Raw genomic sequence first — 13,515 nt, 5'->3', positions numbered from 1 at the left:
CCTCTTTCGTTTACCTTCCCTGTTTCCCCAACCGGATTACATTCCATGAAGCCTTATGTAATTTTGCGGTCAGAATTCCCTTGTCCATTTCCGATTCCTTGCTGTTCTTCGGCAGAACACGTTCCCTTCCATAAGCATTTACCGTCTTTAAGTCACCCTCTTCCATAATAATATGTTCTAAAATATCGTATCCCGCAAAGCTTCTTACATCACAGCTCAGGGTGATATCTTCGTGAATATTCCGGTTCACCGCAAATATGGTAACCTCTTCTTTATCTTCCCGGTAAACCGCAACCGATTCAATATCTGTAACATCGCAATGACCGATGGTATCGTGCTTTGGAGTATCCAGAACCGGCAAAAGTGCAGTTCCCCTTCCATACAGAGACGCATGAAGAAATGGATAGAAAATCGTCTGCTTCCAAACTCCCCCGTCATCTTCCGTCATAATCGGTGCAATAACATTTACTAATTGAGCCAGACATGCCACTTTGACACGGTCTGCGTGTTTTAACAGCATAATCAGCATTAATCCCACCATCAGCGCATCTTCAAATGTATAGATATCCTCCAGTAAATGAGGTGCTTTCTGCCATGGACGGTTCTTCATGGTATCGTCATCTGCTTCCGATGAGTGAAACCATACATTCCATTCATCAAAGCTTAAATTCATTACCTTTTTACTTCTCTTCTTTGCCTTAATATAGTCACAGGCAGACACTACCGTATGTATAAAATGTTCCATATCCATGGTCAGTGCCAGATAATCTGCCGTATCATTCATGGTATTTCCATAGTATTGATGCAGAGATATATAGTCCACGAAATCGTAAGTATGATTCAGTGTTGCCGCTTCCCACTCCGGAAATGTCGGCATCGCCGCAAAGGAACTTCCGCAGCTAACCATTTCTATAGACGAATCAATCAGTTTCATTGCCTTGGCCGTTTCTGCAGCCAGGCGTCCATACTCATCCGCCGTCTTATGTCCGATCTGCCATTCTCCATCCATCTCATTTCCCAGGCACCAGGTCTTAATTCCATATGCCTCTTCCACTCCATGGCTTCTTCTTAAGTCACTGTAATATGTTCCGGACGGATGATTGCAATACTCCAGCAGGTTACATGCATCAGCAATGCCTCTGGTTCCCAGATTCACAGCCATCATGATATCCGCATCAACCTTCTTTGCCCACTTTGCAAACTCATTTAGCCCCACTTCGTTTGTTTCCAGGCTCCGCCATGCCAGTTCCAGACGTTTTTTACGCTGTTCCACAGGGCCTACGCCATCTTCCCAGAAATAATTGGACACGAAATTTCCGCCCGGGTACCGGATCAGGGGAACCTTTAACTCTTTTACCAGATCCAGAACATCTCTGCGAAATCCGTCTTCATCTGCGGTTGGGTGTCCCGGCTGATAAATTCCGTTATAAACAGCCCTTCCCAGATGCTCAATAAAAGAACCATAAATTCTCTTATCTATTTCTGCAATCCGGAAACTTTTATCGATTATCATTTTTGCATTTTTATTCATATTGATATCCACTGCATATTGCTGGCATGCCGGCACTTTATATCTGCTGCAAATAGCCTGCCTGCAACACTGCCTTTCTATTTCATATTTTTTCAACATTACCTGTTAGTATGCCGCTGGCACTTACAATACTGCACCATTAGGCGGTGCCGTAATCCTTTTCTGGACGCGCTTAACCCTTCACCGCTCCGGCTACCATTCCTTCTATAAAATACTTCTGAAAACAAAGAAACAGAATTAATATAGGAATTACCGAGAAGCAGGAACCCACAATCAGCAGATCATAGTTATTTCCATAAGGTGTCAGTAAAGTATTCAGACCGATTGGCAGGGTATATTTCTTATCATCCCTTAAAATTAACAGCGGCCAGAGAAAGTTATTCCAGTAAGTCATACCATTTAATATTGCCATAGAAGCCATTGCCGGTTTCATAATTGGGAAAATCAATTTTACAAATATGCCGTATTCCGTAGCTCCATCTACACGTCCCGCCGAAATCAGCTCTTTGGGGATTCCCTCAAGATATTGGCGGAAGAAGAATATCGTTGAAGCATTTGCCATAAACGGCAGTACAATTCCTGTATAAGTATTACTAAGCTTCATGCCGATCATCTGGTTATACAAAGGCAGCATCAGTATTTCAAATGGTACCATTAAGATCAGAAGTACACAGACAAAGAAGAAATTTTTTCCTTTAAAATTATAAGCAGCAAATCCGTAACCCACACAGGCACTCACCAGCAAAGTTAATACCACCTGCACCACGGTCAGGAATACACTGTTGATAAACCAGGTAAAATAGCTGTGCTCTCCGGTAAACAGATAAACGTAATTCTTAAGGCTCATTTTATCCGGTTCAATCTTTAAGTTAAGTCCATACTGGATCAGTTCTTTTCCATCTTTAAAACTGGCGATGACCATTGCTGCAAATGGTACCAGAATTACTATTGCCAACAGCGTAAAGAATACTAATAAGAAGATTTTCATCCATATTATTTTTGTTTTTCCACCCACATTTTGCCGTGCCATCTCATTAGTCCTCCTTCTTAAACATGCCTGAAAACGTCAGCTGTGCAATATTGATAATCATGGTGATCGCCAGCAGAATCACACCTACGGCTGCCGCATAGCCCATTTCATTTTTCTGGATTCCCTGCCGATACAGGTAGCCGACAATGGTAAGACCGATATTCTGAGGGGAGTCCTTTCCCGCCCACAGCATATAGCTCTCTGTAAACATCGCCAGACCGCCATAGATACTAATGGTAAGAACATAGGTAATCGTAGGTTTTAACATTGGCAGTGTCACATAAATAAACTTCTTAAAGGATGAAGCACCGTCAATGGATGCCGACTCATAAAGTTCTGTAGGAATGCCGTTTAATCCGGAAATAAAATACAGCATATTAACACCCATCCACCTCCAGCAGGCAAGAAACAGCAATGCCACATAAGCCGTAAAACTGTTTTTTAGCCATTTTACCGGCTCTAATCCCAGCGCATTCATAATACTGTTCATAAACGCGGAGTCCATTTCACCAAACATCAGACGGAAAATGGTACCCGCTACTACGATAGAAGTAAGAATCGGAACAAAAAATACAGATTTGAACATCTCTTTTGCCGACATTAGTTTGCTGTTAATCATGTACGCAAGCAGCATTGGAATTGGAATCAAAAGAATAAGTGTTCCAATCATATATTTCAGACTGTTCCATAGAGCAATCTTAAAGATATTGTCGCCTGCTAATTTACTATAGTTTTTTATTCCAACAAAGGATGTCTGTCCCGGCAAAACCTCCTGGAAACTCATAACTCCGGCCTTCGCCAACGGAAACAGCCAAAATATTAAAAACGTTAAGACAAACGGAAGTATGAACACATATGGTGCTATTTTCTGAGAATATAGTAATTTCCGAAAATTAAACTTCTTTTCTTCCTGCTGCTGTACCTGTACCGTCTTCCTGCCACTCATTTTTTTACCCCTTTCAACATTTGCTTTTGTCAGCCCGGGAATTTACATTCCCTACCACATATTTGAATTATCCTGTTTTCATACAAATAAAGGGAACGTAGCCTGCTACGCCCCCTAAATTTGGCTGTCACATCCCACAAAGCGAAGACAAGCATTTTCAGACATGCTTCAGGGCTATTGCAAATATATGTGTTCTTTCCAGTGTCTTTTCTGACACCTACTGTAATTCATTCTCAATCTGAGACTGTGCTTCTTCCAGAGCCGCAGCAATATCCTGATCGCTGTCAAAGATTGCATTCAAAGTAGTTGCACTGAATGTACTGTTGATTGCCGGATAGGCCTCTGTAGATTTGATCAGACCGATCTGATCTTTAATTTCATTTAATACATCAAATGGGTTATTTTTAAAATACTGTACAAATTCGTTATCCGGATTATGTGTTACCTCTTCCATAGACCATACGTCCGAGGGCACTGAAAAACATATGTTTTTAAATCCTTCCTTATTAATAAAACACAAAATCCACCAGACTCAAATTTTTCTGGTGGATTTTTGTACATTTTCTATGGATGATTCCTTTTTCTGAACTAGGGATTCCTTTATTTTTCCCCCATCACTTTCATGATTCGTTTGAGGTTCACTGCAAATATTGCCATCGCCCCCTGCATTTCCATGCCAATAAGACCTGATGATGACGCAACGTCATAACCATGTCTATGTTTTAACTCGCTGTTTTTTGCTTCTATCTTATAACGCTCTTTTACTTTTTCTTTAAAATATTCCGTTTCCTGAAATTGTGCCTGTTCGCTATGGGTATCACTGATGACCGTCTCTGTATATGTCTTTTTTTTCGCTCCCTCTTTGTAGCATCCTTCTCTATAAAGGCATTTTTTACATTTTTTTATATCAAAAGTATAGGTTATCCGCGCATTCCTGCCCTCAGCTTTTTGTTTATTCAGATATTTATGGATTGCCATATGCCCTGCTTTACATTGATACATTAAAGCATCTTTGTTAAATTCAAATTTATCTTCCTTTTTACGATTTCCTTGTGTAACATTACTGCATAATCTAGCGACCAGTTCATAATCTTCTTCTCTTGCAGCATCTATATTTTTTTTGCTTGCATATGCCTTGTCACCAATAACTGTTTTAATCTCCATTCCTGCTTCCCTGCTTTTCTGTACCAGGGCTGCCAATTCCTTTCCATCCGTTTTCTCTCCGCTGGTTATTGTGGCAGCTGTAATAATTCTTTCTTCCGTCATGGCGATATGTGTTTTATATCCAAAGAAGGAGGTGTCTGCTGTCTTATGTCCAATTTTTGCATCCCCATCTTTTGAGGTATCCATWTGTTCAAGGTCATCACGGACAGCTTCTTCTAATAATTTCAATTTTTCCTGCACTTTGGGATAGCTGCATATCGTTTTATTCTCTTTTATAGTGGAAATAAGCTGATTGCAATACGCCAGTTCTTTTTCCARAGAATCTTCTGTATTTTTAGCAGGAAACTGGTTTTTCATTGTTTCTTCCACTTCATAAACGGTACGCCGTAGTTTTTTTGACCTTTCCTGTAGTGCCTGCCGCGGAGTCATTTGATTGTATCTTGATTTTGTATGTGTGGCATCAACAATAATGGTTTTTGATTTTATGATTTCCTGCTCTAATGCAATCTGGACTGTTTTCGCAATCAGCATATCTAAAAGTGCCATRTCTTTTAATCGCAATTTACGAAATTTCGTCAATGAGCTGGGATTAATAACCTCCTCCTCCGGCACCATATCCAGAAAGTATTTAAAAGACATATCATACCTGGAACGCTCTACGACATCAACATCCGATAGATCATAAATTGCTTTTAACAGCAGATATTTAAACATGCGGATAGGTGGAACTGCATTACGTCCGTTATCAAGACAATATTTATCAATTAACTCTTCATAAATAAATCCGAAGTTTACGAGTTCTTTTATCTGTCGGAGAAGATTATTCCTGGGAAYCACCAATTCATATATTTTCATGTAGGAACTTAATACTAATTTTTGTTGTTGATCTACCATAAAAACACCGCCTTTATTTGATACATACATTATATCAAAAATAGACGGTAATATCTACTTTTTCAGTGGCCTCGTGCTGGACAGCTTCGGTACAAAAATTGAGGATTCCATCATCGAGCAGGTACTTCGTTTCGGAACGGCAGACATCAGCAGCAACTACCTTGTCTGCATCCAGAACGCCGCCCGCAGCTATGTGGCTGACATTTTTGCCACCCTGCGCCGATACGAATATAACCCCGACTTCATGCGTCTGACCATTGTGGGTGGTGGTGGCTGCCTTGTCCGAAACTTTGGGGAATACGATGCCAGCCGTGTCACCATCATAGACGATATTTGCGCCACAGCTAAAGGGTACGAATACCTTGCATTTGCTGCTTTGCGCAGAAAGGAGGACGCATGAACGAAAACATCCGCAGCACAAAGCGCCAAGCGTGGGAATACCTGCAAACCATGAACAAGGCGCAGTTCAAATCGTACAGCCAGACTGTTGCATTGGCTCTGGTGGACTATTTTGACCGCTACTACAAATCGCAGGATGACCCCTATTTTGAAACATGGGAGCGTGAAGAACGCTTTGTTTTCTCAGATTGTAACCGCCGTGGAAACGGCAATGGAAAAGACCTTGCCGGTGTTTTTTGTCGGGTGTATGGCTGGGCTGTCTGCTACAACGCCCATGCAGGTATCAGCTTTACCGCAGACAACCGCCGAGAACACGGATGCCGATGTGGATTGGGACTTTCTTGGCGAATAACCTATGACGGTGCAAAGGAGGTGAACACATGACCGACTTATACACAGCAATTAAATATATATATGCGAATCAATACCAATCATGTTTTTCCCCTCTGTCAAGGGCATTTATTTGATTCATTTCACTATCTGTTAATTCAAAATCATACAATTCTGTATTCTCTTGAATGTGATCCGGATTGCTGGAACCTGGAATAACCACTACACCTTTCTGCAAATTCCAACGTAGGATAATCTGTGCAGAAGATTTTCCATGTACGTCTGCAATTTGAGAAATGACTTCATCTCCCAGAAGTTCTGCTGTGTATCCTCTACCGCCAAGAGGATACCACCCCTGCGTCACAATCCCCAGACTTTGAATATACGGAATTACATCGTTTTCCTGATAATATGGATGAATCTCGTTCTGAACTAATGCAGGTGTAATAATAATCTGTGGGAGAAAACTATCCAATTCTTCTATATACCAGTTAGACAATCCAATAGAACGCACCTTTCCATCTGCAACCGCCTTTTCCATTGCATGATATGCTTCCACATCGCCATCTCCCGGATGATGCAGCAATAGCATATCAATATAACCAATATCCAGTTTTTCTAAGGCTTCCTCAATCGCTGCTTCGGCATTTGCAAACTGGTTCGGATACAATTTTGTAATAACAAAAATATCCTCTCGTGGTACAGATGAATTTCTGATTGCCTGACCGACCTCTGCTTCATTATGGTACATATAGGCGGTGTCGATAAGACGAACCCCTCTTTCTAATGCTTCTGTGACTGCGTTTACGCATTCTTCTCCGGTAAGGCTGTATGTCCCCAACCCATTGATAGGCATTTCATATCCACTGTTTAACTTGACTGTTTTTGTATCAAAATCAAATGTGGGAACTGACAATGAGCTTTCTGTTTCCTGTGTATAGAGCTGCAAATTCATCCCATTCAGCCACTCTTGCATACTCTCTTTGGAAGAATCTGCTGCAAACCGTTTTCCATCTATCCAATTTACGTCATCTGAACACAGCTCATGTAATGCCTTATCGCTGTTTCCTATGCCGCTGGAATGGGAAGTGCAGAATGGAATGATTGTCTTACTGGAAAAATCATAGCTTTCTAAAAAAGTGCTGATAATTCTTGGAGCCTGTCCATGCCAAATCGGATAACCAATTACGACAATATCATATTCATTCATGTTATCCACATTGGTTGCAATCTCCGGGCGAGCAGCAGAATCATTCTGTTCTATATTTGCCCGAGAAGATGAGTTGTTATAATTCAAATCCTCTGCTGTATAGGGATTTTCTGCAATAATTTCAAATAAGTCACCATTTAATATTTCTGCGGCATTCTCTGCCATATTTTTTGTAGTTCCTGTGTTTGAGAAATAAGCCACAAGAACTTTGGATGATGTCTGTTCCATCTCTGTACCTTTACTTTCTTCCAGCGATTCTGATGCCATTGTTTCTTCATTTTCTGTTGAATTTGTAGATATTGTTTCTCCATTAGAAATCATATTAGAACAAGCTGTTAGGGCAAATGCCATGATACCAGCCAACAATAAAGAGATTATTCTTTTCACACAAATCCTCCTTTATTTTGAAATTTTCTTGTCATTCAACGTTGTAAGCAGATATGCCATGTTCTGACCGAGATTTTTCATATTTTCCAGACCTTCTTCATCATTCAATACATCACCCGGCATCTGACCATAAACCATATTCCAGTAGGTGGAACCGACCACATACATTTCATGATTTAAGAAAAAGTGATTCATGGTATCCACCGCCTGTAAAGCACCGCCACGTCTGGCTGCCACAACTGAAGCTCCAACCTTATGCTTCATTGTCTTTCCATCTCGATTCATATCACCTACAACTGCGGCTCTTTCCAGAAACGCCTGCATATTGGCTGATACATTGGCGGAATAGACTGGAGAGCCAAGGATAATCCCATCGGCATCCAACATTTTCTCATAAACCTCTCGAAACATATCTTTCTTATGCACGCAGTTATTCTGACCGCCACACGCCCAACACGCTTTACAAGGCTCAATGATAGTTCCTGCGAACTGTATCATCTCGGTTTCAATACCTGCTGCATTCAGTTCTTCAAATACTTTTCCTATAATAATAGCGGTGTTACCATCTTTTCTTGCACTTCCATTAATTGCTAATACTTTCATATTCACTATAATCTCCTTTTTCTTCATCGCTAAGATAACGAATTACTTTTGCTGGTACACCTCCAATACTGTAAAATCCATCTATGACATCTTGAACGGTTATATCATTCATACTATGCCATCTCCTTTTCCCATTCCCGTAGTGTGCTAATGCCCACTTGATCCGCAAGTGCTTCCAGGCGTGTAATTTCATCTTCCGACAGAACAATCTGTCCGCTTTTTGCAAGGGGAATTAAGTCTGGTGTCCATTTCTCCACATCCATCGGATTATGTATCCAATAAATATCAATCACATCTGCATGAAGGCGGCTTTTACTGCCCTCCATCATTTCCTGCATAGCTTCTTTGGAACTACTGGCAATCTGCGGTGTGAATTTGGTAGAAATAATCAAATCCACTCTTGCAACCTCTTTGATAAAGTTTCCCAAAATCCTTTCTGATGTGCCTTCCCCATATACAGCCGCCGTATCCCATAGGTTCAGGTGTAATCTCTGTGCAGTTTCAAATACTGGCTTTAAGTCCTCCTGTTAAATTTCTTCTTTTTCAATCTGGTAAAGCAGATAGTCCACGCAATCCACTTCCTTTTGTTTGCTATGAATTTCCTGTATCATACAATTCTTGTGCTTCATCAGGAATGTTCGTAAATCACTTATTCTTCCTTTTTCTTTATCGAGCATACAGTTCTGTATTTCTTCTTCACTACAACCTGCATCCTTTAGATTTTGAAAAAGCTGTTCTTCTTTATCTAAGGCATCTGGCATATGCTACCTCCTGTAAGTTTGTGCTGCTGTTTATATTCTAATTGCTTTTCTCAGTAATGTAAAATGCTTAATAATTATTTTTAGATATTCGTTTTTCAAATATCTGTGCTATACTATAATCAACCCTATAATCTATCGAAACAAGAGCATAACGAGGAGAAATTTATTATGGAAATCAGAGTATTAAGATATTTTTTAGAAGTGGCAAGAGAAGAAAACATCACAAAAGCTGCTGCATTTCTGCATATATCTCAACCCACACTATCCAGACAGCTAAAAGAACTGGAAGCAGAGTTAGGAAAGCAGCTTTTCATCAGAAGCAATTACAGTATCAAATTAACAGACGAGGGAATGTTACTTAGGAAAAGAGCCGAAGATATTATTGATATGGTTGATAAAACCTCAGCCGAGTTCAAGTCACTTGATGAAATCGCTGGTGGCGATATTCGCATTGGTTGTGCGGAATCGTCTGGAATGACCTACTTCATACAGGCAACCCGTTCCCTTCAGAAAAAATACCCCAATATTCGCTTTCACTTCTACAGCAGTGGAACAGATGCTGTTACAGAACGAATTGAAAAGGGATTACTGGATATGGCAGTCATCGTACAGAGAGTGGATTTATCCAAATACAACTATCTTACCGTTCCCCATTCTGACCGCTGGGGGATTTTAGCAAGAAAAGATGATCCACTTGCTGTAAAGAAATTTGTTACAGTAGAGGAACTAAGAAACCTGCCTGTGATTGTTTCCAGACAGGGAATGCAGGAAGAACTACTTGACTGGTTTGGAGAAGAAACTGCTAATCTGCATATTGCAGCCACTTATGATTTGCTTTTTAACACTACCATTATGGCAAGAGAAAATTTTGGATACCCGATTGGATTTAACGGATTGGTGAATACCGGAACTGACAGCGATTTATGCTTTATCCCATTGGAACCGGAACTTCGTTCTCCTATGCACATCATCTGGAAGAAATATCAAATATTCACTCCCGTTGCAAAACTTCTGTTAAATGAATTAAAAGAAAGTATGCAAAAATCTTGATTCATGCTTTGAGCCAAAAAATTCGGAAACGAATGCCCAAGCAACATTATAAAAGCAAAGGTGTAGGCAGAGCGAACATCGCTTTACCTACGCCTTTTGAGTTAGTTATAAATCAATTCTGGCAGCACAATTTCCTCCGCTGCACTCTTAATATTGTTTTTCGCCCCAACCCGTGCCTGTGTTCCATGAGGAATATTTTCCGCATCCTCCCGTATCTGCCGTAGCGGGGTTTTTCATCCTCCGGCAGCTTCAAATCGGGATAGTACATCCCATCCTCAGCCAAATGATAGGTAATTCCATTTTCAATAATCGTATGTTCCATTTGCGTATCCTTTCCGGCTCTCATAAGCCTGTGCCGGTTATCGATACGAGTTAAATTTGCTTCAAGACACTTCCAATGTCCTCATTGATACAGATAGACTTTGCTTTGATTTCATCTGGTGCATAGGCTTCACCCATATTGATGCAGGCATAGGTAGCATTAGACCACTGGTTTGTCATACACCAGAAAGAAAATTTTACAATCGAAGGCGTATTCATTCCAGTACCTAATTCCAGAAACAGCACTTTCGTATTTTCGTGCCGCCGCAAAAACTCTGAATAGCGTTCCGCAGCTTTATGCCAGCCCTCGTCCTGGGCGAATGTATTGTCTGCTCGCAGATTCATACTCATGGGCTTGCCACAGACAGGGCAGTGAGGTATCAGCTCCGTTGGCACACGCATATCTCTTTGCTGTTCCACCATCTGACGAACGATTTCCTCATTGTCATAGGTTTTCTGGCAGCATGGCTCACTGCACTGAAACAGACCGTAATCACCCTGCGTATAGAACAGCCTCTTTTTATCAAATCCGGCTTTCTGGAACTGATGGTCAACATTGGTAGTCAAGACAAAGTAATCCTTGTCTTTCACCAAGTCAAACAGCTGGTCATACACTGGCTTTGGTGCCTGTGTGTAGCGGTTTATCCAAATATAGCGGCTCCAGTATGCCCAATGCTCCTCCAAGGTATCGTAGGGGTAAAACCCACCAGAGTACATATCGTTAAAGTGATACTTTTCTGCAAAGCCATGGAAGTTCTCCTGAAAGCGTTCTCCCGTATAAACAAAACCGGCTGATGTGGAAAGACCGGCTCCTGCACCGATGATGACAGTGTCTGCCTGTGCCAGTGCGCTACGCAGCTTATCTATGCCATTTATCGTATTGGTTTGTCCAAAGCTTCGTCTGCCAAACATCATGCACACCGCCTTTCCTTATAAATTGTAGTTTGAATTTGCAAATGTCCTGAAATACACCGTTTTCTCAATTTTTTCGTTAATTTGTTTCTGGTGTGCGCGGTTTGTAAGCAATGGTCTACGTTGGTTGTCAGTATGAAATACTCTTTGTCTCTGACCAGTTTTAGCAGATCCGTATAGGGTTTTCCCGTGGAATATTTATAGCGTTTGATGTAAATATGACGGCTCCAATATGCCCAGTATTCTTCTAATGTTTCAAATGGATAAAAACCTGCGGAATACATATCGCTCAGACCATATTTTTCAATAAAATCGGAAAAGTTGTCCGTAAATTTTTTACCGCTGTATTCCAATCCTGCCGCTGCAGACAGTCCTGCACCGGCTCCGATCAGAATGGCATCGGCAGTATCTATTTTTTCTTTTAAAGTCTTAATTTTTTCTAAGCAGCTGTTGGTAGATGCTGTAGTCCTTTTCTCCAAAAACATTGAATACAACCTCCATTTCGGTATGTGTATTTTTACGGTAAGCGGTTACCGTATTGACTGCGATCTGTGCTGCGATTTCATTTGGAAAATGAAATTCTCCGGTTGAAATACAGCAAAAGGCGATACTTTTTAAATGGTAAGTGTCGGCAAGTTCCAAACAAGAGCGATAGCATGATGCCAGCAAAACGCAATCTTCTTCCCCCAGGCGCCCGTGGATGACTGGACCTACCGTATGCAATACAAACCTGGAAGGAAGATTATATGCTTCTGTAATCTTTGCTTTGCCAACGGGTTCCCCGCTTTGCTGCCGCTCCATTATCTCCTGGCAGGCTAAACGAAGCTGTATGCCTGCAAAAGAATGAATAGCATTGTCAATACAGCCGTGGCAGGGAACAAAGCAGCCCAATAAGCCAGAGTTGCCGGCATTTACAATACCATCAGTCTGAAGTGTGGTAATGTCCCCTTTCCATAAATAAATTCCATCCTTTACAGGGGATAAATCAAGAAGGGAAGTGACTTTTTTTTCAAGTAGTTCCTCTTGTAAATAAGCATCCTGTATTTCTAAAAACTCCGGAGAAATGGGTCTGGGCAATCGTACATTCATGAGGGAACGCAAAAGCTTTTTTTGCTCCTGCCCGGCTGCCGGAATCTGGAGTGTACTGTATTCAGAAGTTTCATTCAGGAGAAACTGAATCAGGTAACGTAATCTTTTATCTTGTGTCATATGATATTTGAATTCCTTTCCCATTCAGTAATTTTTCCACAAATGGATTGGCGGGCGAGTGAACTACTTTTTCCGGGGTGTCGTATTGCTGGACGGTACCCTGATCCAATACCAGGACTTTTGTACCGAGCTGCAATGCTTCAGAAATATCGTGGGTAACGAAAATAATAGTAATACCCGTTTTTTGATGGATCTCTTTGATTTCTTTTTGCAGCTGTACCCGGGTGATTTCATCAACGGCACCAAAGGGTTCATCCATCAGTAAGATTTCAGGAGAGGAAGCCAGTGCACGTGCGATCCCCACCCGCTGCTGCTGTCCGCCGGACAGTTCCGATGGATAGCGCATCCGCATATCATCGGTCAGACCTACGATCTTCATCCATTTTGCAACGGCTTCATGGGTTTTCTTCTTGTTACGATGGTTCAGCAGATTGGGGACATAGGATATATTATCTTCCACGGACATATGGGGGAAGAGTACGCTTCCCTGGATGCAATAACCGATACTGCGTCTGAGTGCAATTAAATCTTCATTTTTAATATCTTTCTGGTTCACCAGGACACTCCCGTTGTCCGGGAGCAGAAGTCCATTTATCATTTTTAATAGTGTTGTTTTTCCACAGCCGGACGAACCGATAACGGTGAGAAATTCTCCTTTTTCTATATCCAGATTGAAATGCGTGATGATGGCATTTTCATCATATTTTTTTTCGATATCTTTAAATTGTATTATTGGCATTTTTTTATCAAACATTTTTTACCTCCAGG

The 13,515-nt window shown here is 41.2% G+C and carries 17 protein-coding genes and 1 pseudogene; 3 read left to right on the top strand and 15 right to left on the bottom strand.

What is annotated here, in order from left to right; genetic code table 11:
• Positions 1–10 precede the first annotated feature (10 nt).
• From arfA to QR40_RS22990, 5 genes are all read right to left on the bottom strand, one after another.
• Positions 11–1,531, bottom strand: coding sequence for an arabinosylfuranosidase ArfA (gene arfA / locus QR40_RS23010; RefSeq protein WP_044296996.1), 1,521 nt, complete (start codon positions 1,529–1,531; stop codon positions 11–13).
• Positions 1,532–1,703: 172 nt separating this feature from the next.
• Positions 1,704–2,561, bottom strand: coding sequence for a carbohydrate ABC transporter permease (locus QR40_RS23005; protein ID WP_044296927.1), 858 nt, complete (start codon positions 2,559–2,561; stop codon positions 1,704–1,706).
• Positions 2,562–2,565: 4 nt separating this feature from the next.
• The gene (locus QR40_RS23000; RefSeq protein WP_044296926.1) at positions 2,566–3,507 is read right to left on the bottom strand and encodes a carbohydrate ABC transporter permease; all 942 of its coding nucleotides are present in this window, start codon (positions 3,505–3,507) and stop codon (positions 2,566–2,568) included.
• A 217-nt stretch (positions 3,508–3,724) separates the two neighbouring features.
• Positions 3,725–3,961: a hypothetical protein gene (locus tag QR40_RS22995; RefSeq protein ID WP_044296925.1), complete on the bottom strand. Its 237-nt coding sequence runs from the start codon at positions 3,959–3,961 to the stop codon at positions 3,725–3,727.
• Positions 3,962–4,107: 146 nt separating this feature from the next.
• A complete protein-coding gene (locus tag QR40_RS22990) occupies positions 4,108–5,565 on the bottom strand; it encodes an IS1182 family transposase (RefSeq protein ID WP_044296923.1) in 1,458 nt (485 codons plus the stop codon).
• 73 nt (positions 5,566–5,638) lie between these two features.
• Here QR40_RS22990 and QR40_RS22985 point away from each other — a divergent pair, with 73 nt between their 5' ends.
• The gene (locus QR40_RS22985; RefSeq protein WP_044296920.1) at positions 5,639–5,965 is read left to right on the top strand and encodes an acetate and sugar kinases/Hsc70/actin family protein; all 327 of its coding nucleotides are present in this window, start codon (positions 5,639–5,641) and stop codon (positions 5,963–5,965) included.
• Positions 5,962–6,348, top strand: a complete 387-nt coding sequence (locus QR40_RS22980; protein WP_330373878.1) for a hypothetical protein — start codon at positions 5,962–5,964, stop codon at positions 6,346–6,348. Before QR40_RS22985 ends, QR40_RS22980 begins: the two co-directional genes overlap by 4 nt.
• Before the next feature lie 37 nt (positions 6,349–6,385).
• Here QR40_RS22980 and QR40_RS22975 read toward each other — a convergent pair whose 3' ends face one another.
• The 5 genes and pseudogenes from QR40_RS22975 to QR40_RS32110 all read right to left on the bottom strand — a co-directional run bounded on the left by QR40_RS22975 (position 6,386) and on the right by QR40_RS32110 (position 9,255).
• The gene (locus tag QR40_RS22975; RefSeq protein WP_044296919.1) at positions 6,386–7,891 is read right to left on the bottom strand and encodes a flavodoxin; all 1,506 of its coding nucleotides are present in this window, start codon (positions 7,889–7,891) and stop codon (positions 6,386–6,388) included.
• Between the two features lie 12 nt (positions 7,892–7,903).
• On the bottom strand, positions 7,904–8,494 hold the full coding sequence (locus QR40_RS22970) for a flavodoxin family protein (protein WP_044296917.1): 591 nt from the start codon (positions 8,492–8,494) through the stop codon (positions 7,904–7,906).
• On the bottom strand, positions 8,475–8,606 hold the full coding sequence (locus QR40_RS32690) for a hypothetical protein (RefSeq protein ID WP_276325458.1): 132 nt from the start codon (positions 8,604–8,606) through the stop codon (positions 8,475–8,477). Before QR40_RS32690 ends, QR40_RS22970 begins: the two co-directional genes overlap by 20 nt.
• A 1-nt stretch (position 8,607) precedes the next feature.
• Positions 8,608–8,991 (bottom strand): annotated as a pseudogene (locus QR40_RS30225) (aldo/keto reductase); the annotation flags it as partial.
• A gap of 30 nt (positions 8,992–9,021) precedes the next feature.
• Positions 9,022–9,255 carry a hypothetical protein gene (locus QR40_RS32110; protein ID WP_052431013.1) on the bottom strand — a complete coding sequence of 78 codons (234 nt, stop codon included), beginning with the start codon at positions 9,253–9,255 and terminating at the stop codon, positions 9,022–9,024.
• Between the two features lie 168 nt (positions 9,256–9,423).
• On the opposite strand from QR40_RS32110, the gene QR40_RS22955 reads away from it, so the two are divergent.
• On the top strand, positions 9,424–10,305 hold the full coding sequence (locus QR40_RS22955) for a LysR family transcriptional regulator (protein ID WP_044296916.1): 882 nt from the start codon (positions 9,424–9,426) through the stop codon (positions 10,303–10,305).
• Between the two features lie 112 nt (positions 10,306–10,417).
• On the opposite strand, the gene QR40_RS22950 is transcribed toward QR40_RS22955, so the two are convergent.
• Genes QR40_RS22950 through QR40_RS22930 form a run of 5 tightly spaced genes read right to left on the bottom strand, consistent with a single transcriptional unit; the run spans position 10,418 to position 13,501 of the window.
• On the bottom strand, positions 10,418–10,627 hold the full coding sequence (locus QR40_RS22950) for a TnpV protein (protein WP_052431012.1): 210 nt from the start codon (positions 10,625–10,627) through the stop codon (positions 10,418–10,420).
• A 50-nt stretch (positions 10,628–10,677) separates the two neighbouring features.
• The gene (locus QR40_RS22945) at positions 10,678–11,541 is read right to left on the bottom strand and encodes an SIR2 family NAD-dependent protein deacylase (protein WP_242858577.1); all 864 of its coding nucleotides are present in this window, start codon (positions 11,539–11,541) and stop codon (positions 10,678–10,680) included.
• The gene (locus QR40_RS22940) at positions 11,538–12,023 is read right to left on the bottom strand and encodes an SIR2 family NAD-dependent protein deacylase (protein ID WP_052431011.1); all 486 of its coding nucleotides are present in this window, start codon (positions 12,021–12,023) and stop codon (positions 11,538–11,540) included. Before QR40_RS22940 ends, QR40_RS22945 begins: the two co-directional genes overlap by 4 nt.
• Positions 11,968–12,747, bottom strand: a complete 780-nt coding sequence (locus QR40_RS22935) for a protein-ADP-ribose hydrolase (protein WP_044296990.1) — start codon at positions 12,745–12,747, stop codon at positions 11,968–11,970. Before QR40_RS22935 ends, QR40_RS22940 begins: the two co-directional genes overlap by 56 nt.
• Positions 12,734–13,501, bottom strand: a complete 768-nt coding sequence (locus QR40_RS22930; protein WP_330373877.1) for an ABC transporter ATP-binding protein — start codon at positions 13,499–13,501, stop codon at positions 12,734–12,736. The genes QR40_RS22935 and QR40_RS22930 overlap by 14 nt, the downstream gene beginning before the upstream one ends.
• Between the last annotated feature and the right edge of the window lie 14 nt (positions 13,502–13,515).

The sequence above is a fragment of the Robinsoniella peoriensis genome (assembly GCF_000797495.1).
Taxonomy (GTDB): Bacteria; Bacillota; Clostridia; order Lachnospirales; family Lachnospiraceae; genus Robinsoniella; species Robinsoniella peoriensis.
Note: the sequence above shows the minus strand (reverse complement) of the source record. Positions and strands in the feature narration are given on the sequence as shown.

Bases quoted from the DNA above. Each gene is read 5' to 3' on its own strand.
- arfA (WP_044296996.1), bottom strand. From the start codon at position 1,531: ATGAATAAAAATGCAAAAATGATAATCGATAAAAGTTTCCGGATTGCA.
- QR40_RS23005 (WP_044296927.1), bottom strand. From the start codon at position 2,561: ATGGCACGGCAAAATGTGGGTGGAAAAACAAAAATAATATGGATGAAA.
- QR40_RS23000 (WP_044296926.1), bottom strand. From the start codon at position 3,507: ATGAGTGGCAGGAAGACGGTACAGGTACAGCAGCAGGAAGAAAAGAAG.
- QR40_RS22995 (WP_044296925.1), bottom strand. From the start codon at position 3,961: ATGGAAGAGGTAACACATAATCCGGATAACGAATTTGTACAGTATTTT.
- QR40_RS22980 (WP_330373878.1), top strand. From the start codon at position 5,962: ATGAACGAAAACATCCGCAGCACAAAGCGCCAAGCGTGGGAATACCTG.
- QR40_RS22970 (WP_044296917.1), bottom strand. From the start codon at position 8,494: ATGAAAGTATTAGCAATTAATGGAAGTGCAAGAAAAGATGGTAACACC.
- QR40_RS32690 (WP_276325458.1), bottom strand. From the start codon at position 8,606: ATGAATGATATAACCGTTCAAGATGTCATAGATGGATTTTACAGTATT.
- QR40_RS32110 (WP_052431013.1), bottom strand. From the start codon at position 9,255: ATGCCAGATGCCTTAGATAAAGAAGAACAGCTTTTTCAAAATCTAAAG.
- QR40_RS22955 (WP_044296916.1), top strand. From the start codon at position 9,424: ATGGAAATCAGAGTATTAAGATATTTTTTAGAAGTGGCAAGAGAAGAA.
- QR40_RS22950 (WP_052431012.1), bottom strand. From the start codon at position 10,627: ATGGAACATACGATTATTGAAAATGGAATTACCTATCATTTGGCTGAG.
- QR40_RS22945 (WP_242858577.1), bottom strand. From the start codon at position 11,541: ATGATGTTTGGCAGACGAAGCTTTGGACAAACCAATACGATAAATGGC.
- QR40_RS22940 (WP_052431011.1), bottom strand. From the start codon at position 12,023: ATGTTTTTGGAGAAAAGGACTACAGCATCTACCAACAGCTGCTTAGAA.
- QR40_RS22935 (WP_044296990.1), bottom strand. From the start codon at position 12,747: ATGACACAAGATAAAAGATTACGTTACCTGATTCAGTTTCTCCTGAAT.
- QR40_RS22930 (WP_330373877.1), bottom strand. From the start codon at position 13,501: ATGTTTGATAAAAAAATGCCAATAATACAATTTAAAGATATCGAAAAA.